The organism is Arthrobacter sp. RT-1, from assembly GCF_003367205.1.
Lineage (GTDB): Bacteria > Actinomycetota > Actinomycetes > Actinomycetales > Micrococcaceae > Arthrobacter.
Window position 1 is genome coordinate 288,862 of record NZ_QRGQ01000002.1, and the last position, 26,670, is coordinate 315,531.

At 63.6% G+C, this 26,670-nt stretch carries 26 protein-coding genes; 7 read left to right on the forward strand and 19 right to left on the reverse strand.

Going from position 1 to position 26,670, the window contains the following annotated elements; translation table 11 throughout:
* Positions 1 to 47: 47 nt before the first annotated feature.
* The 6 genes from DXK94_RS02735 to DXK94_RS02760 form a co-directional block, all read right to left on the reverse strand.
* On the reverse strand, positions 48 to 692 hold the full coding sequence (locus DXK94_RS02735; protein ID WP_220272953.1) for a DNA alkylation repair protein: 645 nt from the start codon (positions 690 to 692) through the stop codon (positions 48 to 50).
* A 79-nt stretch (positions 693 to 771) separates the two neighbouring features.
* A complete protein-coding gene (locus DXK94_RS02740) occupies positions 772 to 1,641 on the reverse strand; it encodes a hypothetical protein (protein ID WP_115523718.1) in 870 nt (289 codons plus the stop codon).
* A complete protein-coding gene (locus DXK94_RS02745; protein ID WP_115523719.1) occupies positions 1,628 to 4,195 on the reverse strand; it encodes a DUF4062 domain-containing protein in 2,568 nt (855 codons plus the stop codon). The genes DXK94_RS02740 and DXK94_RS02745 overlap by 14 nt, the downstream gene beginning before the upstream one ends.
* 68 nt (positions 4,196 to 4,263) lie before the next feature.
* The gene (locus DXK94_RS02750) at positions 4,264 to 4,584 is read right to left on the reverse strand and encodes a multidrug efflux SMR transporter (RefSeq protein WP_115523720.1); all 321 of its coding nucleotides are present in this window, start codon (positions 4,582 to 4,584) and stop codon (positions 4,264 to 4,266) included.
* The gene (locus tag DXK94_RS02755) at positions 4,581 to 4,937 is read right to left on the reverse strand and encodes a multidrug efflux SMR transporter (RefSeq protein ID WP_115523721.1); all 357 of its coding nucleotides are present in this window, start codon (positions 4,935 to 4,937) and stop codon (positions 4,581 to 4,583) included. Before DXK94_RS02755 ends, DXK94_RS02750 begins: the two co-directional genes overlap by 4 nt.
* Before the next feature lie 115 nt (positions 4,938 to 5,052).
* On the reverse strand, positions 5,053 to 5,691 hold the full coding sequence (locus DXK94_RS02760) for an isochorismatase family protein (RefSeq protein ID WP_115523722.1): 639 nt from the start codon (positions 5,689 to 5,691) through the stop codon (positions 5,053 to 5,055).
* 136 nt (positions 5,692 to 5,827) lie between these two features.
* Between DXK94_RS02760 and DXK94_RS02765 the strand changes: the two genes are divergently transcribed.
* Positions 5,828 to 6,778, forward strand: a complete 951-nt coding sequence (locus DXK94_RS02765) for a GlxA family transcriptional regulator (protein WP_181884721.1) — start codon at positions 5,828 to 5,830, stop codon at positions 6,776 to 6,778.
* Between the two features lie 225 nt (positions 6,779 to 7,003).
* On the opposite strand, the gene DXK94_RS02770 is transcribed toward DXK94_RS02765, so the two are convergent.
* From DXK94_RS02770 to DXK94_RS02795, 6 genes are all read right to left on the reverse strand, one after another.
* A complete protein-coding gene (locus tag DXK94_RS02770) occupies positions 7,004 to 7,213 on the reverse strand; it encodes a hypothetical protein (RefSeq protein ID WP_115523723.1) in 210 nt (69 codons plus the stop codon).
* Positions 7,214 to 7,313: 100 nt separating this feature from the next.
* Entirely contained in the window at positions 7,314 to 8,819 is a 1,506-nt protein-coding gene (locus DXK94_RS02775) for an NAD-dependent succinate-semialdehyde dehydrogenase (protein ID WP_115523724.1), read from the reverse strand.
* A 52-nt stretch (positions 8,820 to 8,871) separates the two neighbouring features.
* Positions 8,872 to 10,563 carry a thiamine pyrophosphate-dependent enzyme gene (locus DXK94_RS02780; RefSeq protein WP_395927978.1) on the reverse strand — a complete coding sequence of 564 codons (1,692 nt, stop codon included), beginning with the start codon at positions 10,561 to 10,563 and terminating at the stop codon, positions 8,872 to 8,874.
* A gap of 268 nt (positions 10,564 to 10,831) precedes the next feature.
* Positions 10,832 to 11,101 (reverse strand): hypothetical protein, encoded by a 270-nt coding sequence (locus tag DXK94_RS02785; protein ID WP_115523725.1) that lies wholly within the window; start codon positions 11,099 to 11,101, stop codon positions 10,832 to 10,834.
* 59 nt (positions 11,102 to 11,160) lie between these two features.
* The gene (locus tag DXK94_RS02790) at positions 11,161 to 12,240 is read right to left on the reverse strand and encodes an Ldh family oxidoreductase (protein WP_220272947.1); all 1,080 of its coding nucleotides are present in this window, start codon (positions 12,238 to 12,240) and stop codon (positions 11,161 to 11,163) included.
* A 404-nt stretch (positions 12,241 to 12,644) separates the two neighbouring features.
* Entirely contained in the window at positions 12,645 to 13,730 is a 1,086-nt protein-coding gene (locus DXK94_RS02795) for an isocitrate/isopropylmalate dehydrogenase family protein (RefSeq protein WP_115523726.1), read from the reverse strand.
* Between the two features lie 173 nt (positions 13,731 to 13,903).
* Here DXK94_RS02795 and DXK94_RS02800 point away from each other — a divergent pair, with 173 nt between their 5' ends.
* Positions 13,904 to 14,764, forward strand: coding sequence for a GntR family transcriptional regulator (locus tag DXK94_RS02800; RefSeq protein WP_115523727.1), 861 nt, complete (start codon positions 13,904 to 13,906; stop codon positions 14,762 to 14,764).
* 4 nt (positions 14,765 to 14,768) lie between these two features.
* Here the strand turns inward: DXK94_RS02800 and DXK94_RS02805 are convergent, their stop codons facing one another.
* Both DXK94_RS02805 and DXK94_RS02810 read right to left on the reverse strand, forming a co-directional pair.
* The gene (locus DXK94_RS02805) at positions 14,769 to 15,974 is read right to left on the reverse strand and encodes an MFS transporter (protein WP_258868410.1); all 1,206 of its coding nucleotides are present in this window, start codon (positions 15,972 to 15,974) and stop codon (positions 14,769 to 14,771) included.
* Positions 15,975 to 16,027: 53 nt separating this feature from the next.
* A complete protein-coding gene (locus DXK94_RS02810; protein WP_115523729.1) occupies positions 16,028 to 16,387 on the reverse strand; it encodes a universal stress protein in 360 nt (119 codons plus the stop codon).
* 243 nt (positions 16,388 to 16,630) lie between these two features.
* Between DXK94_RS02810 and DXK94_RS02815 the strand changes: the two genes are divergently transcribed.
* From DXK94_RS02815 to DXK94_RS02835, 5 genes are all read left to right on the forward strand, one after another.
* Entirely contained in the window at positions 16,631 to 17,596 is a 966-nt protein-coding gene (locus tag DXK94_RS02815; RefSeq protein WP_115523730.1) for a tripartite tricarboxylate transporter substrate binding protein, read from the forward strand.
* On the forward strand, positions 17,593 to 18,153 hold the full coding sequence (locus DXK94_RS02820; RefSeq protein ID WP_309544303.1) for a tripartite tricarboxylate transporter TctB family protein: 561 nt from the start codon (positions 17,593 to 17,595) through the stop codon (positions 18,151 to 18,153). Before DXK94_RS02815 ends, DXK94_RS02820 begins: the two co-directional genes overlap by 4 nt.
* Positions 18,153 to 19,658, forward strand: coding sequence for a tripartite tricarboxylate transporter permease (locus DXK94_RS02825; protein ID WP_115523731.1), 1,506 nt, complete (start codon positions 18,153 to 18,155; stop codon positions 19,656 to 19,658). Before DXK94_RS02820 ends, DXK94_RS02825 begins: the two co-directional genes overlap by 1 nt.
* A gap of 106 nt (positions 19,659 to 19,764) precedes the next feature.
* Entirely contained in the window at positions 19,765 to 20,901 is a 1,137-nt protein-coding gene (locus DXK94_RS02830; RefSeq protein ID WP_115523732.1) for a 2-methylaconitate cis-trans isomerase PrpF family protein, read from the forward strand.
* 50 nt (positions 20,902 to 20,951) lie between these two features.
* Complete coding sequence (locus tag DXK94_RS02835; RefSeq protein ID WP_115523733.1) at positions 20,952 to 21,911, forward strand: D-2-hydroxyacid dehydrogenase family protein; 960 nt, start codon at positions 20,952 to 20,954, stop codon at positions 21,909 to 21,911.
* Between the two features lie 628 nt (positions 21,912 to 22,539).
* On the opposite strand, the gene DXK94_RS02840 is transcribed toward DXK94_RS02835, so the two are convergent.
* The 5 genes from DXK94_RS02840 to DXK94_RS02860 all read right to left on the reverse strand — a co-directional run bounded on the left by DXK94_RS02840 (position 22,540) and on the right by DXK94_RS02860 (position 26,670).
* On the reverse strand, positions 22,540 to 23,877 hold the full coding sequence (locus tag DXK94_RS02840) for an NAD(P)/FAD-dependent oxidoreductase (protein WP_181884722.1): 1,338 nt from the start codon (positions 23,875 to 23,877) through the stop codon (positions 22,540 to 22,542).
* A gap of 20 nt (positions 23,878 to 23,897) precedes the next feature.
* On the reverse strand, positions 23,898 to 24,326 hold the full coding sequence (locus DXK94_RS02845) for a universal stress protein (protein WP_115523735.1): 429 nt from the start codon (positions 24,324 to 24,326) through the stop codon (positions 23,898 to 23,900).
* Between the two features lie 115 nt (positions 24,327 to 24,441).
* Positions 24,442 to 25,308 (reverse strand): ABC transporter substrate-binding protein, encoded by an 867-nt coding sequence (locus tag DXK94_RS02850; RefSeq protein WP_115523736.1) that lies wholly within the window; start codon positions 25,306 to 25,308, stop codon positions 24,442 to 24,444.
* Positions 25,309 to 25,360: 52 nt separating this feature from the next.
* Positions 25,361 to 26,023, reverse strand: a complete 663-nt coding sequence (locus tag DXK94_RS02855; protein ID WP_115523737.1) for an amino acid ABC transporter permease — start codon at positions 26,021 to 26,023, stop codon at positions 25,361 to 25,363.
* Positions 26,023 to 26,670, reverse strand: coding sequence for an amino acid ABC transporter permease (locus tag DXK94_RS02860; RefSeq protein WP_115523738.1), 648 nt, complete (start codon positions 26,668 to 26,670; stop codon positions 26,023 to 26,025). Before DXK94_RS02860 ends, DXK94_RS02855 begins: the two co-directional genes overlap by 1 nt.

The following is a 26,670-nucleotide window of genomic DNA, read 5'->3' on the forward strand; positions in this document are numbered from 1 at the left end:
GGAGCCCGACTCGCGTGGGGGCTTCCGCCCAAACTGAGGGCCCAGCCCTACTGATCCTGCTGCCGGCGCACCATCTCGTTGATCCAGCTTGGCGCGAACGGGGGCGTGCAGCCCGCAGGGGTGGGGTAATCCTTGAGGACCTGCAGGCGCTCGCCGATCTCCAGGGCACGGGCGCGGTGCCCGGCGTGCTCAATCCCGATCTGCGCCAGGCACGTGTTCATGGCCCACTGCAGCCGGTCGGGAGCGCCCTGCATTTCCGCCTCGATGATGTCCAGCAGGCCGTCAAGGTCGAGGCCCTCGGGCTTCTTCACCACGCGTTCGCTGGTGAGGGCCCAGCCGGCGCTGGCCACTATCGGATCCGGATCGGTGAACCAGGCCTGCCGCAGTTCTTCGGCGTGCGGGCCCTTCTTCACCACGTAGTTCACCAGCCAGTCCTGCACCTTGGGGGACCGCGCCTCGCGCAGCATGGCGTCCAGTTCGCCAGGTTCGAACGCCTTCGGCCGGCATACCAGCAGTGCCAGCAGCCTGGCCGCCGTGTCGCCGGTCGACCACAGCTGGCGGGCCAGGTCATGCTGGATCTTGAGCCGCTTCGCGATGGCGCGCAGCTTGGCCAGGTTCACGCCGTGGTCGTCACCGTGCTTTTCGTTCACCTCGCGTGCCCTGGGGTCCTCGAGCGCGGCGAGCTCGGCCATCAGCTCAGCCACCTGCGGGTCGGTCAGCGTCTCAGCCACGTCGGTCTCCTGTCCATTGCGTCTGGAGCCAGCCTAAGCCCTACCCGAAACGTTCGGCAGTGGTGCCGGCGGACGCCCGCGCGCGCCTCAGCCGCAGCTCCGCCCACACTGTGAGCGCTCCGTAGGACACGAGGGCGAGCAGCACGAGGGTCACGAAGGCCCACGCGGCAGGCCGCTCCCAGTGCACGTCGGAACGTCCGACGGCGACCGAGGCCAGGATGAATACGAGGCTGACCAGCTGGGCGGCAAAGAGGACGCGGTAGCTGCTCCACCGGCGGTCCACCACCATGGGCGCGTTAACGAACCCGGTGAGGCTGAGGACCGCGCCGAGCGTCCGGGCGGTCAGCGGAGTGAGGTCCCAGCCCCAGCTCTGAATGAACAGCGCCGGGAACAGGAACATCACCAGGCCCGTCAGGGTGGCCACGCCGCCCACCCCCACCAGCGCCCGGGCAACGTGGTCCGGGATCAGCACATCGCGCGGCCCGGGCAGCCGGGGATCCGCGCGGCGCTGGGCGAGGGCGGCCGCGGCCACGAGGAACGGGGTGGATGCGTACAGCGCCGCCCAGGCGAAAAACGAGAGGTTCCGCGTAAACAGCCCTTCATGCAGCGCGGTGGCGATGCCCAGCAGTGACGCAAAGACAAGGACGGGCAGGAATCCGCGCCGCACGCGGTGCCACTGGCCCGTCCGGAGGACGGCGGCGAAGAAGCTGATCCCGCCGATATACGCCGAGCCCAGGATCATTCCGGTGAGGGGCGGCCTGATGGGCCAGGCGAACAGTTCCGCGATGCGGCCGGGAAGGAAGACGAGGATGGTGGCAGCGATCAGGAGGAACGGCAGGATGAAGGCCGCCAGCCACCGTACCGGGCGCAGCACACGGTCGGTCCCTGAGACCGACTCACGCGTAGGCATTGGCGAGCACCTCCGTCAGCGGCAGGGAACGGCCGCGGGAGGCGCCGTCGTCGAACGTTCCGCCCAGCCCGCCCGAACGCAGGGCCTCAACCACGGGTCCGTGGAAGGAGGCGACGGCAGCATTGAACAGGCCCGTCCGCTGGCGCAGCGCCTCCGCGGCGCCGGCCAGCTCGCCCGCGCGGGCCACGTCGCCGTGCCTCGCCGCGACGGCCACCAGGCCTTCGAGGCCGTACGCGATGCCTTCGTCGTGGCTGAGGCCCGCCGAGATCTCCAGGCCGCGCGCGAAATCCTGCGCGGCGCCGTCGACGTCGTCCTGCAGCATCCTTGCCCAGCCGCGGTGGTGCAGGGCGATGGCGATGCCGAGGGGTTCGCCTTCCCCGCCCGCGAGCGCGAGGCTTTCCTCAAACCGCGACGCCGCTGCCTCACCTTCGCCGGCGACGAGCAGCACCCGTCCCATGGTGACGAGGGACATCGCCTCGCCCCAGCGGTCGCCGCCCGCGCGGAAGCGGTCCAGGCTGCGTTCCAAATCGCCGATGGCCCCCTGGACGTCCGGAACCGGAGCGGCGAGCCGCGCCAGCGCTGCGGACACCAGTGCGAGCGCTTCCCCTGAGGCATCGCCGGACTCGGCGAAGAGCTGGGCGCTGCGGGTGAGGCCGCCCACGAGGTCCACGTCCTGCTGCTGCCAGAAGGCGACGGCCCGGGTGAAGTACAGGGCGATGGCCTCGGCGCGGCTGGAGAGGGTTTCACCGCCTGCCGCCGCTTCCTCCAGCAGCCGCGTCATCCAGAGCCGGACCTGGCCCAGCAGCCCGCCGAGCCAGAGGTAAAGGTAGAGCGACCAGGCGAGTTCGGCGGCGCGGTCCCACTGCCCTTGGCTGGTGAGCCATCCGACGGCCGAGGCGAGGTCGGCCCGCTGGAGCGTGAGGTCGGCGAGCCAGCGGCCCTGGTCGCCGGTGCGCAGGCCGTGCGCGGCCGTGTGGGCGAGGCCGAAGAAGTACTGCGCGTGGTCCTCGCGGGCGGCGTCCCAATCCTCCTTGGTGCTGAGGGAGGCGGCGAACGAGCGGACGGTGGCCAGGAGGGTGAAGACGCTTTCCCCGCCGACGTCGCGCTGGCTCACCAGGCTGGACTCCACCAGGGCGTCGAGGGCATCGAGGGCTCCCTCGCCCACCAGGGCCTCCGCCGCCGCCAGGGTGAACGGGCCGGTGAAGACGGCGAGCCGGGCCAGGGCGGCGCGGGCGGATGCCGGCAGGAGGTCCACGCTCCACAGGATGGTTCCGGTCAGCGTGCGCTGGCGTTCCGGCAGGTCCCGGGCGCCTCCGGACAGCAGCCCCAGGCCGGTGCCGAGCCGCTGCAGGATGGATTCGGGGGTGAGCGTGCGGATACGGGCTGCTGCCAGTTCGAGGGCGAGCGGAACGCCGTCGAGGGCGCGGCAGATCCCGAGCACCGCCGCGCAGTTGGCGGCGGTCAGCCCGAAGTCGGGCCGCACCGCGCGGGCGCGTTCAACGAACAGCGCCACGGACGGGATGCCGGCGGCTGTCTCGGGTGTGGGCCGGGCGTCCTCCGCGGGCACCTCGAGGGGGGCCACTTCGTAGGTGCGCTCGGGGCGCACCCGCAGGGGAGAGCGGCTGGTGACCAGGAGCGTGAGTTCCGGCAGCGCCGAGATCAGCTTCATAACGACGGCGGTGGCGTCCAGAACGTGTTCCATGTTGTCGAGCACCAGCAGGAGCCGGCGGCCCTCCAGCGCCGTGACCAGTTTGTCCTCCAGCGGCCCGTCGCCGGCGTCGCGGACGCCGAGCTCATGGGCGATGGCCGCCGGAACGAACTCCGCCGACCGCACGGATTCGAGCATGACAAAAACGACGTCGGCCCCCTCCTTGGCGATTTCGGCGGCGACTTCGATGGCGAGCCGTGATTTGCCGATCCCGCCGGGGCCAACCAGCGTTACGAGCCTTACGTCGGGGCGGTCCAGCAGTTCGCGGACGGTGGCGATGGCGCCGCCGCGCCCCACGATGGCGCTGTACGGCGCAGGCACGCGCCCGCCGTCGTAATGCTGTGCCGGCGGTTCCTCCGCCGCCGGGCGGCTGGCGTCAAACCGCTCAGCGAGGAGGACGGCAAGGTCGGCGCGGACCAGGTCGCCGAGTTCCTGCGGGTCGCCGTACCTCTTGTAGGAGGCATCGTCGTCGTTCCGGATGCGGTCCAGCAGCCCGTCCAGGCGCGGCTCGCGCGTGACGCCGTCCTTGACGTAGATCAGCTTGGGCATGCCGGCGGACAGTGCATACTCATCCTCGAGCCCGGACACGTCCTCGCCGGGCGCCACCCACCCGTAGCTGCCGCCATAGATGCCGACGAACACGTCGCTTTGGGCGAGGTAGGAGCGGTACAGGGAGCGCGGCGGGTGGGGGCGGGCGCCGAGCTCAAACATGACCGGCGCCAGGTGCAGTGATTCGACGGCCTCGCGCACGGCGCGGCGCTCCGGCTCGAGCTCCCGCAGGGTGGAACTAACGAAAACCCTGATGCGCTGGTCGGGTGTGCGGATCGACACCGCAGGTGCGTCCATCTACGCAGTTTGGACCCTGGCGGCGGGCCGCGTCCACCACTTTCGGCCCTGGCGTGCCCCCTTCAGCCCTAGTGTGCCGCGCCGAGCTCGATCAGCAGGACGCCGCCGATGATGAGGCCGAGCCCGAGCATCATGACGGGGGTGATGGCCTCCTTGAAAAAGACCCGGCTGGCCAGGGCGGTCAGGGCCACGCCGGCGGCCGCCCAGATGCCGTAGGCGACGCCGAGGCTCATGCCCTGCTCCAGGGTCAGGGTGAGGAGGGTAAAGGCAAGGAAGTACCCGACGGCGACAGGGATGTACCAGCGGCGCTTGCCGGTGGAGGCGACGCGCAGGAAGAGGGTGGCGGTGACCTCGGTGAGGATCGCGCCTGCCAGAAGCAGCCACATCATGAGCGGGCCATTTCTTTCTCGGGTTCTTGTGCCGGTTCTTGGTGCGACCCCAGTTCCACGCAGAGCACGCCGGCGATGACCATGGCGACGCCGATCATCATCACCGGGGTCAGTGCCTCGCCAAAGATGAGGGCGGCCAGCAGGACCGTGAGCGTCACGCCCAGCGCGGCCCAGATGCCGTAGGCGACGCCGAGCCCCAGGCCTTTGCGGAGGACTGCTGCGAGGAAGCCGAACGAAGCGGTGTATCCGGCAACAACCACAATGAAGAAGACAGGATTATCCAGCGCCGCTTTCAGCGAGAGGGATGCCGTCACCTCACTCAGGATCGCGCCGGCGAGAAGAATCCACTTCATGTAAACAGTCCTTGATGATCGGTTGGGGCTTGCTCCCCTTTTGGGAACACCGCTGATGGCGCTGGTGTTCCCGGGCTTCCCACCCGGCCTGCCCCGTGGGAAGCCCGGCCGCTGGTTATGGCTGGAAGACCAGCTCGGAGCCCGCGATGGCGGAGCTGCCGAGGTCACTGCCCGTGAGGGCCTGCCGGGTGTTCAGTGCGTTGGTCCACGTATCAGTATCGGCCACCGCTGCCCAGTTCGAGTTCAGCAGGGTGAGGAGTGTCGTGTGCACGGTCTTTGCGTCGGCGAAGCCTGCGTCGTTGGCGAGGTTGATGGCGCCTGTGGCGTCGGAGAGAACCTCTGTGGTGAAGCCAAGGAACTCTGCCTCCACGGCGGAGGCGAGCACGCAGTTGTTGGTCATGTAGCCGGCCAGGGTGACAGTGTCGACGTCGTGCTGCCGTAGCCAGTCGGCGAGGTCCGTGCCGGCGTAGACGGAGCCGTACTGCTTGACCAGCGACTTCCACCCGGCGGTTTTGCGGCGCTCAATTTCGGGGTGCAGCTCGAAGCCTGGCGTGCCGGGCGCGAAGACAGGTGCTCCTTCACCTGCGGTGTGCTGGATGACGGCAACGGGAATGCCCGCGGCGGTGGCGGCGTCTATGGCTTTTGCGATAGCGGGCAGGGATTCCTGGTGCGGCGGGTACTGGATTTCGAGGGGGCCGCTGAAGTACTGCTGCTGCACGTCGATGAGGATGAGGGCGCGGCGGGGGGTGCTCATGTTGATGGTTCTCCCTGTTGGTTCTATGGGCTGCCTTGTGGCGGCTTTTCCAGTCTTCCCGTTGCCGGTGGTTGGTAACAGTGGCACGAAGGCGGACGTACGATGGATTCGGGCCAATATAGCGGAAGGGGCACTTTTGAGGATCGCGGTGTACGCCTTCGATGGCGCGACGATGTTCCACCTTGCCGTTCCGCAGATGGTCTTTGATGAGGTGGCCCGCCAGGGTCTTGCTGACTGGAAGACTGTCCTTTTTAGTGACCAGGAGGGCGCGATTACAACTGCCGAGGGCTACCGGCTGGGCGAGGTGAAGGGGCCGGAAGCCGCGGAAGAGGCGGACGTGGTGGTGGTGCCTTCATGGTTCGACGACGGGCGCGTCCCCAGCGAATCACTGCGGCAGGTGCTCCAAGGGGCACATCGTCGAGGGGCACCGATTTTGGGGTTGTGCCTTGGCGCGATTCCAGTGGCGGACGCGGGCTTACTGGCGGGGCGTGGGGCGGTCACCCATTGGCAGGCGTTTGATTCTCTTGCTGCTCGGCACCCCGATGTTCCGCTCGACCGGTCCGTGCTCTATATCGACCACGGTGACGTCCTGACCTCCGCCGGCACGGCCTCTGCGCTGGACGCCTGCCTGCACCTGGTGCGCGCCCGGCTCGGGGCGGAGGCGGCGAACCAGGTGGCACGCAGCCTGGTCATCGCTCCGCACCGGGAGGGCGGACAGGCTCAGTACATCGAGCACCCGGTGCCGGAGCGCCCCACGGATGATCCCATCTCGCGCCTGCTCGAATGGGCTCTGGGCCGCCTGGGTGAACCGCTGACCATTGACCGGCTCGCCGCGCAGGCGCACCTGAGCCGCCGCACCTTTGTCCGTGCCTTCCGGGCAGCGACGGGGACAACGCCGGCCGCGTGGATCCGCGCTCGCCGCCTTGACGCCGCCCGCCGGCTTTTGGAAACCACGGACCTGTCGATAGACCAGATTTCCGCGGACTGCGGGTTCGGTAACGCCGTGACCCTGCGCCAAAACTTCGCGGCTGCCTTCTCCACGACGCCGACGGAATACCGGCGGCGGTTTGATGCTCGGGTTGGGTGACGGCTCGTGCAGACGCGTGCCCGAAGCTGTCAGGATAGGACTTGGGACTTCCCTGAAGGGCTGTCTGGTAATCACCGCTCAGGTCCTATCCTGACGGTTTTTCGGGGGTGGCCTGACGTCAGGTTGGGGTGTGCACTATTAGGACGCGCTCGATGTATTACGTGTCGTGAGTCCGAGTGCCTGCGGGGCTTCTGGTGGTGCCGGAAGCAGGGGTGCTCATCTCTTTCATGCCAGTCGCCAAACTTGTACACCGTCGGTACGCGTGAGCAGCCGTCGTCCGGCGCCATCTTCCAGGTGCAGCCAAAGGATCAAACCGTCTTCAGTCACAGCATCCACCTGGCCACGGAGTTCAGCCGTATTGTCGGCGATGACGACTTTTTCTCCGCGTGCCAACGAGGTCCAATTGCCGATGTAATCGGCATCGCTGGGAGGCATGTACCTTGATTTTTCTTCAGGCTTCCGCCGGGCCCCTCCCAGGGGTCGACCTCGCGCCATGTTTTTCCTTTCATTCAACCTAGCGTGCCTGGTCCATGGTTTAGCTGGCGTAGGGGTCCGAGATTCCGATGTACTGGGTGGTGGTGTATTCGGCGATTCCTTCGGTGCCGCCTTCACGGCCGAGGCCTGATTGCTTGACGCCGCCGAAGGGTGCTGCGGCGTTGGAGATGACGCCGGCGTTGAAGCCGACCATGCCGAATTCGATCTGTTCGGCGACGCGCAGAAGCAGGCTAAAGTCGCGGCTGTAGAGGTAGGAAGCCAGTCCGTATTCGGTCGCGTTGGCAAGCCGGACGGCGTCTTCCTCCGTGGCGAAGGTGGTGACCGGGGCGACGGGGCCAAAGATTTCCTGGCCCAGGATCGCAGCGTCATTCGGGACATCGGCCAGGACGGTGGGCTGGTAGAAATAGCCGGGACCATCCACGGGGCTTCCACCGGTAAGTGCGACCGCTCCGGCGTCGACGGCGGCAGTCACCAGCGCTTGGACCTCGTCCCGGGCGCCGGCGTCGATCAGGGGCCCGACCTGGGTGACAGCTTCGGTGCCGCGGCCGGTGTTCAGACCACCCATGGCGGCGGCAAGCCTTCGGGCGAATTCCTGGGCGACGGATTCATGGACAAGGAAACGGTTAGCCGCGGTGCACGCTTCGCCCATGTTCCGCATCTTGGCCGCCATGGCACCTTCGACAGCGGCGTCGAGATCTGCGTCTTGGAACACGATGAATGGTGCATTCCCGCCGAGCTCCATCGAGGTCCGCAGGACGTTCTGCGCCGCGTCGGCCATGAGCCGCTTGCCGACCGGGGTGGAGCCCGTGAAGCTCACCTTCCGCAGCCGCGAGTCCTTCAGCAGCGGCCCTGAAATCCCGGACGCCGAAGCGGACGGGACGACGTTCAGAACCCCTGCGGGCAGCCCGGCGTCGAGCATAGTCTGCGCGAAGTACTGCGCCGTGAGCGGGGTGAGCTTGGCGGGCTTGAGCACCATGGTGCACCCCGCGGCGACGGCCGGGGCAACCTTGCGGGTGGCCATCGCCAGGGGGAAGTTCCAGGGGGTGATGAGCAGGCAGGGCCCGACGGGTTTGTGCTGGACGAGGATCTTGTTCTTGCCCTCAGGAGACGTCAGGTAGCGGCCGTAGTCGCGAACGGTTTCCTCGGAAAACCAGCGCAGGAATTCGGCGCCGTAGGTGACTTCGCCGCGGGCCTCGGCCAGCGGCTTGCCCATCTCCAGAGTCATGAGCAGGGCAAAGTCCTCGGCCCGTTCGGTTACCAGGTCAAAGGCTCGGCGAAGGATTTCCGCCCGCACGCGGGGTGCGGTCCGGGCCCAAGACGCCTGCGCGGCGTCAGCCGCGTTCAACGCCGCGATGGCGTCCTCGCTGGTGGCAGAGGCGAGGGTGGTGAGGACCTTCCCGGTGGCGGGATCGTGCACATCGAAGGTGCCGCCGTCGGACGCGTCCCGCCACTCGCCCCCGATCAACAGGCCGGTCGGCACCGAGGCGATCAGCGCAGCCTCACGCTCCTGGGTGATGGCGGGGGAAAGGGCAGAAGTAGCTGTCATGTGAAGTCCTTAGAGTGTGGAATCGAAAGGCTCAAGCATCGCGGCGTTGACGTTAGTAGGCTTTAACTCTTTGCTCGACGATGAGGTGGATGAGCGCGAAAATCTGGTCTTCGTCGATGGCTTTGAGTGCCGCCTCGATGGCTGCCGGAATATCGGTGTCTTGTTCTACTCTGATGCCGAAGCCGCCGAAGGCCTGGGCCATGAGCGCGAAGTCCGGGTTTTTCAGCTGGGTGCCGGAGATTCGTTCGGGGTAGTGGCGTTCCTGGTGGGTGCGGATGGTGCCGTATTCCTGGTTGTCCATGACGATGACCAGGGGAGTGGCGCCGTATTGGGCTGCGGTGGCGAGTTCCTGGCCGTTCATAAGGAATTCCCCGTCACCTGCGATGGTCACGACCCGTCGGCCGGGGTATTCCAGTGATGCGGCAATAGCGGACGGGATGGAGTAGCCCATGGAGCCGTTGCGGGCGCTGATCATGGACGCGTAGCGCTGGGTGGGGAAGTATCGGTGCGCCCAGTTGGTGTGTTCGCCGGCGCCCAGGGTGACCACGGCGTCATGGGGGAGGGTTGGGACGAGGTTGGCCATTAGCGTGTCCATCCGTGCCGGACCGCCCGACGGCGCCGCCGGGGGGAGAGCGGCGAAGGCAACCTGTTCGCCGCGCATCCGTGCCGTCCAGGCTTTCCATTCGTCCTTGACCGGTAGTTCGATCTTGGCAAGGTCGCGGACGAACACGTCGGGTTTGGCGACGATCTGGTAGGAGACCGGTCCCGAGCGGCCGCGGAGGGACGGGTCGATCGTGACGAGGAAGTTCTTTTTGGACCAGTCCTGGCGGCAGAGGAACCCGTCGGTGATGACGTCGCCAGGCACGGTACCGACGAAGATCAGCAGGTCAGTTTCTTCGAGCAGGTCATAGGTCGGACGCGGGCGCCCGTAGCCGATGGGGCCGACGTAGGACGGGGAATCGAACGGGACGGTGCCCTGGGTGCGCCACTCCGCTGCGGCAGGGATATGGTGCTTTTCCAGCCAGCTGGTGAGTTGGTCGGCGCCTTCCTGCCTCCAGTCGTTGCCGCCAGTAACGAAGAGTGGCTTCTTCGATGCCGCGAGGGCGGTAGCGAGGGCATCGGAGTCCACCGTGGTCATGCCTCCGGTGGCTACCGGGATGGGCGGATGAAGTTTGGCGGGGATCTGCTGGCGAATGACGTCTTCGGGCAACCCGATGACGACGGGGCCGGGCCGGCCGTTCATGGCCGCGAACAGGGCTTCGGCGACGATTTCGGAAGCACGCTCCGCGTGGTCCAGGACCATAACGCGTTTAGCGCCGGTATCGAACCAGGCCTTGATGTCGAATTCCTGGAAGGCCTCGCGGTCGCGGTGGGCAAACGGAATCAGTCCGACAAAGAGCACCATGGGGGTGGAGTCCTGCCAGGCCGTGTGCAGGCCGACGTGGGCGTTGGCGGCGCCGGGTCCACGGGTGACCATCGCGATGCCAGGTGACTGGTTCATCTTGCCGTCAGCTTCGGCCATGTATGTGGCGCCGCCCTCATGGCGGCAGACGATGGTCTCGATGCTCGAACTGTGGAGCCCGTCCAGGACATCCAGGAAGCTCTCACCCGGGACGACATGGGCCCGCTTGATTCCGTGGGCGACAAGCGTGTCCACAATGACGTGTCCGGCGGATTTTCTGGTTTCGGTGCCCAGCGATGCGTTTTGCCCAGGTTGCTCCTCGGTTGCCAGCGCTTCGCTCACCGGAATGTTTTCTTTACGGGGGGCGGCCTTTGGCAAGTGGGAGACTGGTTGCTCGGGCGTCAATGCAGATTGCATAGGTTGTTCCTTATTTACTTGAGGAGGTGTGGTGGAGGGAGGCTGCGCGCCTCGTCATTGATATGGGCAGCCCGGTCGCGCCGGTGGCCTGTGAGTTGGGTGCTTTAAGAGCGCCCGTTAGCTCCTAAGCTGACGACATCCAGTGCCGGGGTTCGGCTTGGCGATATTGTGCAGGTGGCTGCTGCAGCGTGGATCAGCCTGCTCGACGGCGCGCATTCCGGGGGCGGCGGTACCGGTACACCAGAAGATCCTCCTGGGGAAGGACCAGTGAACGACCACGCCCGTCATTGTGGATAATCCAGAAGACGCTGCCGTCCAGGGCGATGGTGTCGATCCGTCCGGAGGCAATTGTCTTGCCGCTGCGGTGCATCAGTTCCACTTCGTCTTTTCGTGCAAGCTGCGTCCAATTCAGGACCGGTTCCAGATGCTGGTGGGCAGCGGCCGGATTACTGTGCGTTGCCATGGCGTCGGTGTCCTCGGGGTTACGGCGGGACGAATTCATCTTGGGCTGAGGGCTGGCAGTTAGCGTGCTGCGCTCTGCGGTGCCACCTCGAAGGGTGATTCGATACCCAGTTCTGAGGCGAGGGATTCCAGGTCGCTTCGGGTCTTGGCCGGAAGCTGCACTCCTCCTGCACACAACAGGCGCCGCTGATGTCGTTCTGCATGTTCGCCTGGATACAGGATTTCCTCGGTACCTGCGGCCAGTGGTGCCGCCTTGGTTTCGTCCACGAGTTGCTTGACCGCTCTGAGGTAGGACTCCGTCTCGCCCAGGGCTGCTACGTCGATGGCAATCATCAAGTGCCCGACGCCGCTTTGCTTATCGGGATCGTAGGGGCCATTGACGCGTGTGCCGGTTTGACTCCCGGTTAGCGCTCCGGCGAGGACGTCCATCATGAAGGTGATGCCGTATCCCTTGGGTCCCGCGATTGGCTGGATCAGGCCCTCGAGCGCCGCGACGGGGTCGATTGTGGGAACTCCGTTGGTATCAAGGGCCCAGTCTGCCGGGATTTTCTCGCCGCGGTCGCGGGCAAGGAACATCTTGCCCCGGGCTGCTGCGGTGTTGGACAGGTCCGTGACGACCACCCCGCCTGGGGTGGGGGCTGGGGCGGCAATGGACCAAGGGTTGGCACCGAGCATTTTTTTCTTTCCACCCCATGGGGCCATTGCCGGGCTGGAATTGGTGGTCAGGAATGCCACACATCCGTCCTTCGCAGCACGCCGGGTGTAGTACTGGGCTGTCCCAAAGTGGTTGGAATTGCGGACAGCGACCACCGCGATCCCGTGGTCCCGGGCCCTTTTCACTGACTCACGCCTTGCGGCATCAGCCAAAACCTGTCCAATACCGTGGCGCCCGTCCAGAACCAGGACCGAGCCGCTGTCAAGCACTGTCTCCGGCGCAGTGACGGTGGTGACCGCGCCACTGCGCAAGCGGGCGGCATACCAGGGCAATCGCAGGAGGCCGTGGGACGGATGCCCCCAGAGTTCTGCCTGGACCAAGGTGTCGGCGACGAGTGCCGCGTCGCGGGGAGGAACCCCTAGTCTCTGCAGCAGAGCAGTTCCGAAGTGGGCGAGGTCTGCCGCGGAGTTGGCGTGATCAATCAAGGGTGCGCCCTTCTGAGTGGCCTGATGTGAAGTGGGTTTCACAATCGAGTCGGTGAAAAGGTGGCTGATGACCTAAGAAGGGCGTCCGATCCTCGGACGACGCGGCATTCTTGCCTGGTTTAGCCAGCTCCTGACGCTGCAGGCCTATGGATCATCAGCGACCCGTTGCCATAAGCATAGAAGGGGTGATGGTTTTTTTCAATAAATAAAGACCGTCACTAGGTTATGTGAGGTGTGGAGGCTTGTCTGCCAGCCCCTTCCCCGTCCTGAGCGGCTGGACACCACGGACGGGGGAGGGCAGGCCGCCGTGCCTTGACTCACCCGATGCCGTCGCTGAGGCCGGTGCGTTACGGGTCACGTCTTGAATACTGGCAAGGGGCCCATCAGTCGCCGGGGCGTTGGGTTTATTGGGCGTAGGAGCTCGAAGATGTGGCCTCTATTGTGTCCAACAACCTTTTGGTGAATGCGTCTGTTCTGAGTGGGCCGCCGATGTCCTGGGTTCTGGTGGCCCTGTTTTCCAGACAGTTTCGTACTGCTTCCTCGATCAACGCAGCGGACTCCATGAGCTTTTCGTTGCCCACGCGCTTGCCATGCCAGTCCAGCAACATGGCGGCGGAGAGAATCAACGACACCGGGTTGGCGACGCCCAAACCGGCGATGTCGGGGGCTGAACCGTGCTGGGCCTGTGCCACTGCAATATCGTGTCCCATATTCAGGGAGCCACCCAGGCCGACACTGCCGCAAAGCTCTGTAGCCTCGTCCGAGAGGATATCGCCAAACATGTTTGTGGTGACGATGACATCGAACTGCTCCGGCCGGCGAATCAGACCTGCAGCTGCCGCGTCGATAATCAGCTCCTCGAACTCAACGTCAGGATACTCGGCGGCAACCCTGCGGGCTTCTTGAAGAAACAGGCCATCGGAGAGCTTGAGGATATTGGCCTTATGCACTGCCGTGACTTTTTTCCAGCGTCCGCGGGCGATTTCAAAGGCAACACGGGCGACGCGTTCGGAGCCTTCAGCCGTGATTTTGCGGAGTGAAAAAGCGCTCCTCTTATCTGGCATGAACTCGCCGGAGCCGGCGTACATGTTCCGGTCCGAATAAAAGCCCTCGGTATTTTCCCGCACGATCACCAGATCCATAGGAGTCCGCAGGATGGTCAGGTCAGGGTGCGAGCGGCAGGGGCGGATATTCGCAAACAGCTCGAAGCGCAAACGCAGTTCACCCGACGGGTTGTACCCACCCTCCTCTTTTGGAGGGTAGTCGTAGTGGGATACCGGCCCAAGAATGACACCGTCAACCTCTGGAATCCGGTCAACGACATCCTGCGGAAGAGTTGTTCCCTGGCTTTTCAGGGTAGCCAGGCCTATGTCGCGGATCTCAAAGTCCAGCCCCAGACCCAGCTTGTTATCGGCTGCCTTCAGTGCAGCCAAGGTAGCCTCTGTGATCTCTGGACCGATACCGTCGCCCGGCAAAACAAGGATCTTCATAGAGATGATTCTCTTCCATTTCTTGCAGATCAGGACTGAACAGGAGCATCTTGCAGCCGGCGTGGTTCACGACCAGCGCTGTCCGCCGCACTATTCATGTCAAAATACCAGTAGCCTCCACCCGGGCACGGACGCATTTCCGGCGTCGTAACTGCCGCACGGAAAGGAAAAGGATGCCTGCAAATCAACCTTCGCCGCTCGTGGCTTCCGTCGCATCCGAGATCGTCAAGTTCATTGAGACCACCCAGCAGCCGCAAGGCGCCCGGCTGGTGGAGCGGAAGCTCGGCGAACACCTCATGGTTTCACGCTCGCCCATCCGCCAGGCTCTGCAGCTTCTGGAGACCCAGGGAGTTGTCCATCGCTCCGAGAGGGGCGGCTTCGAAGTGGGGGAACTGAACCAGCAACCCAGCTCTGATACCCCGGAGGCCCCCGAAGATCTCTACCACAAAATCGCCCAAGACCGGCTGAGAGGCAAGCTGCCAGAGCGCGTAACGGAGGTCTATCTCCTGCGGGAATACGATTGCACCCGGACTGAGCTGAACGAGACCTTGCGGCGGATTTCAATCGAGGGCTGGATCGACCGGCGGCCAGGGTACGGCTGGAAGTTCTTGCCCATGCTCAACTCCATGGAGGCCTACCGCGACAGCGTACGGTTTCGTGCCGTCATCGAACCGGCTGCAATCCTGGAACCAACATTTGTCCTCAATAGAGACGCGCTGGAAAAGTGCAGGAAAGAACAGATCCAGGTTATTGAAGGGGAGGTCGACGCTTCCACGCTGTTCGACCTGAACAGCTCCCTGCACGAAGCAGTCATGGAGTGCTCGAATAACAGCTTTTTCATCGAAAGCCTGAAGCGCGTCGAGCGTCTGCGCCGGCTGGTTGAATACACCCAAGTCCTACCCCGCGAAAAAGTTGTTGCGAAAGCCCAGGAGCACCTTCAGCTAATAGATCTGCTCCTGGCCGGACATAACGCTGCCGCCGCGGCATTCCTTGGTGATCATCTTCGGGGGACAGCGGCGGGCGGATCCGCCTAGAGCGCTAACGTCGAAAGGTCTTCTCCAGCCCGCCGACAAGCAGCACCGCACAGCTGAACCAGATGGCACCTGCCGGGCCCAGGGGAGCGGCCACAAACCCGGCGGCCAGCGGCATCGCCACTTGGCCTGCCCTGTTCCCCATGAGCCGCACGGCAAGGGCAGCTCCACGCCAATGATCCGGCACGGCAGTGGAAACCATCGTCATGGTTATGGGCTGACCGAGCCCCATGCAAAATCCACCCACGGACAGTAACGCAACGGCCAGCCAGGGTTCGGACAGCACCAGTGGCAGAAGCGCCAGGGCGAGCCCTGTCCCGTAGAGGCTGCTCAAGAGCAACGCCTTGCGGGGGAGGACGCGGGCCAGCCATGGAAGGAATGCACGCGAAAGAATCGATGCGCCACCGCGCACTGCCAGCAATGCACCGACCCATGCCGGAGACAGGCCCGCCCGTTCTCCGACTAACGGAAGGAACGCTGTGAGGATATCCGTCATGGCCAGCAAAGCGACGGAGGCAAGCATGTGTGATGGTACGGCCGGGGTTTTGAGGATCCTCCACACTGAGGGCTGAACGGGCGAAGGAGGCGAAGAAACCTCTCCGTCGCCCCATGAAGCCTGGTCGCGGCTGCTTACACTCTGGCGATGAGTGGACGAGGGCCTGTCCGAGCACCCGCGCCAAATCATCAGCGGGACGGCCAGCAGGGATAGCGCCCCGCCCAGCCACAGTGACGCGGTCACCCCCGCCATTGATTCACCCGGGACGGCCCCCCAGCCTGACTGGAGCAGGATGCCGGCCAACAGCGGACCGGCGAGCTGCCCGGCTGCGAAGGCTGCCGTAAACCAGCCAAAGCCGGCGTCCAACTGATCCTGGGGAGCATATCGAGCGATGGATGACTGGCCGCCGATCGTGAACACCAGGTGCCCCAGGCCCAAAACCGCGCTGGCAGCAGCGACGGCGCCAACGTTTGGAGCCACTGCAAGCCCCGCTGCACCAACTGCAAGGACCAGCGCACCCGCCGCCAGCATTAATCCGAGCCGGGGGATCCGCTCGGTCAGCCGCCCCAGCCACATGACCACGACCAGTGGCAACACAGCATATGCTGCTGCAACCAGTCCCACCGTGGCAGCATCGGCTCCCAGGGTCAGCAGTTTATAGGTGGTGATCGGCCGGGCCAGGTTCAGTGCGGTCTGGGTCAGCAGAGCTGCTGCCACAAGGAACCACAGCCATGATCGTGAGGATGAAAGTGGCCTGGCTGCCGTCACTTCTAAGCCCGTGGAGGCTTCACTGCGATGACGGGCACGTTCGCCTCGAGCAGGATTTGCTGGGCTGCCGAGCCCAACAACAATTTCCCAACGGGACTGCGGTGTTTGACTCCCACGACAATCGCGGAAGCCTGGACCTGCTCGACCGCGTCGAGAAGTTCACCTACTGCATCGCGGTTGCGAGCGTCCGGCAGACGGAACGTGGCAGGGATTCCCTCAAGCGAGCCGGTGTCCGGGTCCAGCTGCGTCCCTTCGAGGTTGAAGACGAGCAAGTCTTCATTGCGCCGGCGGGCTTCTTCTATTCCGCTGGTGAGAGCTGCCTGGCCCTCGGGTGAGCTGGTGCGGGCTATGACAACGGTCATGGGATGCCTCCAAAGTAAGCGTAGGGGGTCTAAGAAGGGGAAGCCTGCAGTTCCTCTTGGCTAGCAGGCATGGTCTATATTACACTGAAAATACCAAGACCGTGTGGTGTAAGGCACACCACGGCCAGTGGTTATCCCCGCGGCCCTTTTCTTCACCTCAACTCCCCCATGGAAGGCCAACGCGCCATGAGTTCTCCATCCTCGGCTGCGTCCAAGCGCAGTCGAACCAAGCACCCGGCAGCAATGACGGTCTACGGCATCGTCGCCGCAGCTGTTATTGGCACAGCCGGTTTCCTATCGATACAGTCCGCCAACGGCGGCACCGACATCCGCACTAACCTCAGCATCATCGCTCCCGGCAGTGTCGGTGGAGGCAATGACACCTTCGCCCGCGAGCAGCAACAGGCGATGCGCCAGAGTGGGCTTGTAGCTAATGCGCAGGTGGTCAATATCCCTGGCGCAGGCGGAACTATCGGGCTTACGCAGCTTGCAACGATGACCGGGCAGGCCAACGTCCTTATGAACGCGGGCACTGTCATGCTTGGCGCCATCGAGCTTAATGACTCGCCGACCGACATGTCGGACGTCACTCCGATCGCCCGGGTGGCCGAAGAATACAACGTGGTCGTGGTGCCGACGGACGCCCCGTTCAACACGCTCGACGAGATGATCGCCGCGTGGAAGGTGAATCCCAAAGCCTTCCCGTTTACAGGCGGTTCGGCAGGATCCATCGACCAACTCCTGATAGCCCAGTTGGGCCTGAAGGTCGGGATTGACCCGTCACAAATCACCTACATTCCCAAAACCGGTGGCGGTGAAGCCCTGCAGAGCCTCCTGGCAGGCACCGCGAAGGCCCTCAGCACCGGCTACGGTGAGGTGGCGGACCAGATTGAGGCCGGCAGGGTGAAGGCTATCGGCCTTGCAGCCCCCCAGCGCTTCGAAGGGGTGGACATCCCCACCTTCGCCGAACAGGGGTACGCGACCGACATGACCAACTGGCGCGGCATCGTGGCTCCTCCAGGAATCACTGCCGAGGAGCGGGCTGCGCTTCAGGAGCTCGTAAAAGAAACCTCCGAAACCCCGGAGTGGGCCGAAACGGTAAAGCTCTACTACTGGAACCCGGTGTACCTGGACGGGCCGGAGTTCGAAAAGTTCCTCAAAGAAGACCAGGCCCGAATCGCAGGGCTGATAAAGGAGTTGGACCTGTGAGCACCACGGCCCACGACACCGGCACATCAAGGGGGCCGGAAAACATCCCCTCCACCTCTGACGACTTGGAGTCCAGGAAATTTAGCAAGGGCCGCAGTGGCCTGGTCCTTCCCCTGCTCCTGACAGCCTTCAGCACCTACATGCTCTACGGCATTCTGATCATGAAGGTTCCGGAAGGGACAGATTTCCCCGGCCCACAGGTGTTCCCCGGCGTCCTCATGGTCGCCGGCTATGTACTGGCCGCGTTGCTGGTAATCCATTACCTGCGTTCTCCCGAACACGTGGTGGAAACCTCGGGGCGTTCGTGGCGGAGCTACTCCGACTGGTCCGCACTGGCTTGGATCGTCGGCGGATTCACTATCTTCGCACTCACCATCGAACTCCTCGGATGGATCCTCGCCGCAGCACTGCTTTTCTGGGCCGTAGCCCGCGGTATTGGCTCGAGGCGGCACTTGTTCGATGCATCCCTGGCGCTGACGCTGTCCAGTGTTGTCTATTTGGCTTTTGACGCCGGGCTGGGCCTGAACCTCCCGTCCGGCATCCTGGGAGGTTTCTGATGGATTCACTCAATCTTTTGATGGGCGGATTCAGCGCGGCTTTCACGCCCATGAACCTGCTCTGGGTCCTTGTCGGCTGTCTGCTCGGAACCATGGTGGGCACGCTTCCGGGGATGGGCTCATCAATGGCGGTATCCCTGCTGCTGCCGCTGACCTTTGCTCTGGACCCGACCGCGGCGTTCATCCTTTTTGCCGGTGTCTACTTCGGCGGCCTATTCGGAGACTCGACCATGGCCATCTTGATGAATACACCAGGACAGGCATCAGCCATCGTGTCAACATTCGAGGGCCACAAGATGGCCAAAGACGGACGCGCTCCGCAGGCACTGGCCACGGCTGCAATCGGTGCTTTTATCGGCGGCATGATCTCCTGCGTCGTCGTCGTGTTCCTCGCCCCGGCGTTGGCAGAATTCTCCTCGAACTTCGGCCCGGCCGAGTTCTTCGCCCTTGCCCTCTTCGCCTTCGTTGCTACCTCATCCGTGGTTTCCGATTCCGTGGTCAAGGGTTTGGCAGCCTTGGTTGTCGGCCTGGGCATCACTACTGTTGGCATTGACGCGATCACCGGAACCCCCCGGTTCAGCTCGGGTGTGCCCGAACTCTTCGATGGGATCTCCCTCATCACCGTCAGCGTTGGTGTCCTCGCGCTGGGTGAAGTTCTCCACGTGGCGTCCAGGATCCGCCGCGACCCCGCCGCTCACGTCATGAAATTTAGTGGACGGCCCTTCCTCTCCCGGTCCGAACTGCGGGAAGCCGCCCCGGCGTGGTTCCGCGGCACTGCAATCGGCCTGCCGTTCGGCGTCATCCCCGCCGGCGGAGCAGAAATCCCTACCTTCGTCTCGTACGCCGTCGAACGGAACCTGGACCGCCGGCGCCGCATACCCACGTTCGGCAGGGGATCCATTCGTGGCCTCGCCGCGCCAGAAGCTGCCGGAAACGCCACAACCGGTACCGCCATGGGCGCACTTTTGGCCCTCGGCCTGCCGGTCTCATCCACTGCGGCGATTATGCTGGCAGCCTTCCGGCAATACGGTATGCAACCGGGACCGCTGCTGTTCGACCGCTCTCCGGAGTTGGTTTGGACCCTGCTGGCAAGCCTGTTCATTGCCATGATCGTTCTGCTGCTGATCAACCTGCCCTTTGCCCGGCACTGGGCTAAGGTGCTCCGTCTTCCCAAGCAGTACCTTTATGCCGGGATTACCGTCTTCTGCGGACTCGGAGTCTACGCAACCTCAGGTTCGATTTTCGACCTGTTCCTGCTGCTGGGCATAGGCCTGATCGGCTTCGTGATGCGGCGCCACGGCGTGCCCCTGGCGCCGCTGATGATCGGTATGGTGCTCGGCCCCCTCGCCGAGACGAGCATGCGCGATGCCCTGCTGTCCTCCAACGGCGACTACAGCGTCTTCGTGACCGGCCCCATTCCGCTGGTGATGTACGGCCTGCTGGTGCTCGTACTGGCATTCACCATCCGGAACAGGATTGTCAGCCGCACCAAGCAGGACGTCTAAAGCGTCCATCGATGCTGGCAGCCCGGCTCAAATCCGCAGCCGGGCTGCCAGCATGACCCCTCCACCCTTGACCGCACCTAAACGCGAACCTTGAAAGGCCTGAAAAATGCCCCAAGCGTATGTCCCCGCAATCTTTGCCCGTGGCGGAACCAGCAAAGGCTTGTTCTTCCTTGCAAAGGACCTGCCCGAGGACCCTGCGGAACGGGACGCAATTTTCCTCGCCGCCCTGGGCAGCCCCGACCCTAACGGCCGGCAGCTCGACGGAATGGGCGGCGGCCTCTCATCCCTGTCAAAAGTTGTCATCCTCGCACCCAGCACCCACCCGGACGCCGACGTTGACTACACCTTCGGACAAGTCGCTGTTGACGCACCCGTCGTGGATTACGGTGCCAACTGCGGCAACCTGGCCTCGGCTGTTGGCCCTGTGGCAGTGGAGACCGGATTAGTACCGGCTTCTGATGGAATGATTTCCGTCCGCATTCATGCCACCAACACCGGCCAGCTGATCACATCTACCTTTGAGGTCCGGGATGGCCTTCCCGTCACCGTTGGTGATCTCACGCTCTCGGGCGTGGGCGGGCAGGGCGCCCCTATTCAACTGGAGTTCCATGACGGCGGAGGGGCGGTTACCTCCGGCTTGCTGCCTTCGGGAAATACACGTGACGTACTCGACGTCGACGGACTGGGCGAAATCGAGGTTTCCCTCGTCGACGCGACCAATGCCCTCGTCTTCGTAGAAGCGTCAACCGTGGGTCTTACCGGTGAGGAAACCCTTGACGAACTGGACGCCGAGCGTTCCCTGCTGGAACGACTCGATCGCATCCGCCGAGCCGGAGGCGTGGCAATGGGCATGGCCACCAAACCGGACGACGTCGGTCTGGCCAACCCTAAAATTGCGGTGATAGGAAAGCCGCTGCGGTTCAATGCCTTGGACGGAACTGAAATAGCCGCAGCCGATTACGACATCTCGGTGCGCATGCTCTCGATGGGACGCTGGCATCGCGCCGTCACAAGCACAGGCGCGCTATGCCTGGCAACGGCTGTCGCTATCGAAGGCACCCTTCCCGCCCAGATACACACCTCCACAACTCCCCATAACCCTGTACGCATCGGGCAGCCCTCGGGCGTGGTCATGGTCAGCGCCTCCACCAGATGCGAAAACGGGGCATGGACAGCTGTTAGCGCATCGCTGTTCCGGACGGCCCGGACACTCATGCGCGGCGAAGTCGCAATCAACCGGTGAGCTCCGGATCTTCCTTTGCCTCTAACCAAGACCTCATCGAAGGACATGACATGAAATTAAAGTGCGCCGTAATTGACGATTATCAGGAGGCATCACGCCGCTACGGCGCCTGGGAAAAGCTGACAGACGACGTTGAGCTGACCGTCTTCACCGATCATCTGGATCAGGAAGACCAGGTAGCTGAGCGTCTGGCCCCCTTTGATGCCATTGTGATCATGCGTGAGCGGACGCCCTTTCCTGCATCATTGCTGCAGCGCCTGCCCCGCCTGAAACTGCTGATTACCAGCGGCATGAGAAATGCCGCCATCGACCTGCCCGCTGCGCGGGAGCAGGGCATCACCGTCTGCGGCACGACCAGCAACTCACAACCGCCGGCCGAACTGACATGGGCGCTAATACTCGGGCTGACCCGCCAAATACTTCCCGAAAGCACAGCACTGCGATCCGGAGGTCCCTGGCAGCACACGGTAGGCGGCGACCTGCACGGAGCAACCCTTGGACTCATTGGGCTGGGCAAAATCGGAACACAAGTCGCCAGGGTCGGTGCCGCCTTCGGCATGGACGTGGTCGCCTGGAGCGAGAACCTGACCCCTGAGCGCACCCAAGCCCAAGGGGTCCGCCTGGCATCCTCCAAAAACGAACTGCTCGCCGAAGCAGACATCGTATCCCTGCACCTCGTCCTGGGAGAACGAAGCCGCGGCCTCATCGGCGCCCCCGAGCTTGCAATCATGAAACAAAGCGCATTTCTGATCAATACCTCCCGCGCCGGCCTAGTAGACCAAGCAGCACTTCTGGACGCACTGTCCCGGCAGCAGATCGCCGGGGCGGGCCTTGATGTCTTCGAAGAGGAACCACTACCTCAGAATTCCCCCTTCCGAGACCTGCCCAATGTTCTGGCAACCCCCCATCTGGGGTACGTCACCGAACGCAACTACCGCGGCTACTACACCGAAGCTGTGGAAAACATTCAAGCTTTCCTCGCGGAGGAACCGATGCGCACCCTGAGCTAGGAAAACCAACCACCAGCTCCCATCGGCTGTTCCAACGACCGACGGCCTACTCACCGCCAGAATGCGGAGTGTTCAAGGCAGAAGTAACCGGCCCTGATCCCAGGACACGGCTCTTTCGCTGCCCGCCTCGAACACACTCGTCACCGGAATTGTCCCCGCGGCGAAGCGAAGGGCACACTCGACGCTGAACTTCTCAGTCCAACTTTCGGGGACAGGTCACTCACGCCTGTCCCCCAAGAGCCGACAATGGATATTCAATCAAGTAGCCGTCGAGTTATGCCCACGGACGCAGAAATTGTGGAGATTTTTTTGGTGTCAGAACTGAGCGGAATTCCGATTTATTGACAGTGGCTCATGATGTTCTCAGACCCCACCTGACAGTCGGAGGGGCAGCAAACCGGGGTGCGGTAGCCCGAGAATCATCGAAATAGTCCACAGAATCGGGACTCGATAGAAATTGCTTCGTGCAGGGGCTGCGATGTCACCTCTTGCGGGTCGGCAAGTGTCTGAGTACAGGATCAGAGCTCCACCGACAGGCGAATCCTCCCTGACCAAGCGCCCCGACGTCAGGTTGGGGTGTACCCCAGCAAGGTACCGATCACGTCACGCGCGCTACCAAACTTCCCTATCAGTGCGACCGGCTGGACGGCTTCAGGGAGGCAATTATCAGGGACGCTACGCGTTCCGCTTCTGCGTATGCCCCGTGCGTCCCGGCGGTCTCGGAGGTGTAGTCGCCCGCGAAGTGCAGCGATCCGATCGAACGCTGAAGTTCCGGAAGGGCTTCTGCCCGTTCGGGACTGAGCAATGCAAAGCAGTTATGCCAGGTTTGGGCGTGGACACCGAGGACCCGGCCGCGAAGCTGGGGTGCCACCGTGTACACGTCCTCCATCCACTGCGCGACCCGCTGCTCGTCGTCGGCGAACCCTGGCAGGTAGCCCGAGGAATTTCCGTAGCAGGTTAGTTGCACAATGTCCGCGCCGGAGGTCTTGTCGGTACCGCCCGGGACCGGGTTGATGATGGCGTCGAAGGGCATGCCGACGGTGACGATGAAGGCCCAGTCCTTGAACTCCGGCAGTCCTGCGATGTCGGCAACTATGTTCAGCGTAGTGCTGCCGGGGCTGGCCACCTTATTAAGCGCAGACTTCTTCCACTCCGGCAGGCTTCTGGCGACCTCCGGGACCACCGGCCCAGGAACTGCCAGGACCACATGCTTTGCCCTCAGTTTCTCTTCGCCACCTTCGCCCGCAACAGCTACTTCGTAGACGCCCTCTTCCTCGAGCAGGGCTACATCTGTTACCCGGGTGTTGCAGCGGACAGTGCGTTCGGCGAGGCGTTTCAGGATGGCGCGTGGAATGGCCTGCATTCCTTCCAGGGCGAACAGGCGGTTGTTCTTTTCCCGTGCCAGGTAGCTGGCGAAATAGCGAAGCGCATACTTGGCCGACAGATTGGCAGGATCTCCCACGGCGCCTCCGCGGATAGCGGTGGCAATGATGTTCCGGACTGCCGGCTGCAGGTCGGCGATCCGGTCCGCGACTGTTTCACCGGAAAGCTTGTCGAGCCCGGCAGCGGAAGTCCGGTTAGTGATGTAGTCCTGGTACTCGGTGAGCGAGGTGTCGATGAATTTGATCAGCTCGGTCTTTTCGGACTCGGTGAGATTGAGTCCCGCGACCACGTCCTCGTTGGTTTCGGCCACTACGGTCTTACCGTTGACGTGGATACCGTACGTTTTGGGGTGGAAGGGTACAGTCTCGATGCCGAGTTCGTTGACAAGTTCTTCTGATTTTGTTCCCTTGTAAACGAACATTGCACCGGAGTTCGCCGACGTTCCGGCCAGTTTGACGGTGTGTGACCGGCCGCCGATGTCCTGGCCTGATTCCAGGATGAGGACGTCCAGGCCCGTGTCGCGCAGATAGTATGCAGTCCCGAGTCCTGCGGCGCCGGCTCCGACAATTATCACGTCATGCACTGGGGCTCCTTGAAATGTAGTTAGTCGGCGTCGTAGGTGTTGGCGATGTAGACATCGCAGGGCGCGCTGTGTGCCACGCTGTTGGCCACGCTGCCCAGGACGCGTCCGATGCCCCGCATTCTGCGGTTGCCCACCACGATGACGCGGGCTTCCTTGCTGATCGCTTCCCTGATGAGAGCGTCCGCTGGCCTCCCGGCAGCTGCGGAGTGGGTGATTTTGATGTCCCCGCCTAAGGTGTCCGCCACGGTCCTTGCGACGTGCTCGGCCTTGTCAGCATCTGATACCAGCCATTTGTCGCTACCGCTGCTGAAGAATTCTGAACGCTCGGAGTCGAAGGCTGACACAACGTGGAGGGTGGCACCTAGTGCCGTGGCCAGGTCCCTTGCGGCCTCTGCGGCTTTTCTGGCTGTTGCGCTGCCATCGACCCCTACAACAATGGTCCCGCTCATGTGCATGCTCCTTTGCCTGCGTTGAAATACTAAGAATTGGGGCGCCCGTTGAGTCACTGCCGGGGCGACGCCGGACGGATGTCCGACGTCGCCCTTGTGTGGATGGACGCTGCGGTCAGAGCTCGCTGGGTGCGCCCGGCTCGCCGACGCTGGCGTCGACTCCGTACTTCTCAAGGAGTTCCTTGATGGTGCCGTCTTCGCGGAGCTTCTGGATGTCTTCGTCCAACGCCTTGCCGAGGGTGTCGTTCTCAAGGCTGGACGGCAGCATGACCTGGCCTACGGCGGCGAACTGGGGGACGTTCGGGTTGGGCTTGACGTCGATCACCTGGACGCCCTCGATGGGGGCTTCTTTGAACCGGTAGTTGGCGGATGCGGCGGATGCCACGAGGGCATCGATACGGCCAGCTTTGAGGTCTCCGTAAATGGATTCGTCATCCTGGTAGATCTTGAAGTTGTCTCCAAGCCACTTTTGCATGCTGTCGTTCCAGAGGTTGCCGGCGACCGAGCCGACGATTTTGCCTTCGAGGTTGTCGCTGGTCAGGCCGGTCGTGGAGACGATCGCCTGCGGATCGCTCCAGAGCGGGGTGCTCATGTAGACGATCTTTGTCCGTTCCTTGGTCCGCAGCCAGTTTCCGGAGCCGATGTCGGCACGTCCTGACTGCACGGACGGGATGACCGCGCCGGCGCCGCCGGAGGTGGTCACCGTGACCTTGAGGCATTCGAGTTTGGCGATCTCGTTGATCAGGTCGCCTTCCATGCCGGTGACGTTTTCGCCGTCCAGGATGGTGGCGGGGGCATAGTCATAGCTTGCGACTGTGAGCTCACCTTCGGTGATGGTTGTGAGGCCCTCATGTGCCGGGGTGCAGTCGGACGCGGTGCCTGCGGTATCGCTGCCGCCGCAGGCGGTGAGGGAGATGGCAAGCAGTCCGGCGGCGGTGCCGGCCGAAAGTGCGCGCACGAGAGTACGACGTGTTTGCGTCATGGTGTGTCCTTTGTTGTGGGGTGGGCGGGTTGCCCTGGAGGGTCGAGGGGATTCAGTTGCGTTGGAGGTGGCGTCCGAGGCGCTGTTCGAGCACCCGGACGAGGCCGAGGAAGACGAGGGTGAGGGATCCGTAGATCACTGCGGTGAGTGTGTAGACGCTGAGGTATTCGAAGGTGATGGATCCGATTTCGAAGGCTTTGGACATCAGTTCCGGTACGGCGATCACGAATGCGAGTGCGCTGCCTTGGAAGACAAGGACGGCGAGTCCGGCCAGGGGCGGGGTGGAGATCCGCAGTGCCTGCGGCAGGATGATCATCCGGAACCCGGTCCAGCCGCGGAGTCCGGAGGTGAGTGCGGCTTCTTTTTGTCCCAGTGGTACCGCGGCCAGTCCGGCGCGGAAGTACTCCGAGGCGTAGGCGCCGGTGTTCCAGGTCAGGGCGATGATTGCTGTGGTCAGCGATGTCAGGGTGATGCCTGCGTCGGGGAGGCTGAAGTACAGCAGGTACAACAGCACCAGGGCCGGCAGGCCCCGCCCGACCTCGACGAACAGGAACGAGATCCACTGCAGGGGTGCGAGTTTCGACGCTGCCATCACGGCGAACAGCAGGCCGAGTGGGAAGCCGAAGAGCAGCGAGAGGCCGGTCAGTTGGAGGCTGACGAGCAGTCCGGGGGTGAGGTTGGGCAGCCATCCAATCCACTGTGTGAGTATGTCCATCACGCCACTCCGATCTTCTTGCGCAACCTGAGGTCGATCTGCCGGGCGACGAGGGCAACCACGAGGCTGATCACGATGTAAAGCGCCCCGGCGACGATGAATGACATAAGGCCTTCATGCGTTTGCTTTGCGGCTTGCTGGGCATAGTAGGTGATTTCACGGACGCCGATTGTGGATGCCAGGGCGGAGTCCTTCAGCAGTCCGATGCCGTATGTGGCGATGGCGGGCAGTGCGACACGGAACGCTTGCGGGGTGACGATGTGCCGGACAGTGGTTACTGTGCTCAGCCCGAGTGCGTGGGCGGCTTCGCGTTGGCCATCGGGGATGCTGAGGAGTCCCGAACGGTAGATCTCGGCCATGAATGCCGAGGCAATCACGGAAAACCCGATGATTGCCGCCTGGATCGTTGTCAGCTTCAGCGCGAACTGGGGCAGGCCGAAGTAGATCAGGAACAACCAGGTAATCGGTGGGATGACCCGGACCAGGTTGATGTACAGGGTGGCGATGCCCCGGACGATCGCGAATGGTGAACGGGCGGCACCTACGAGGACAAGGCCGATGATGCCGCCAATCACCAATGAGGCGCCGGTGACGTAGAGCGTGAGTCCGACGCCCCGGGCGATGGCGGGCAGGAGTTCTGCGATCAT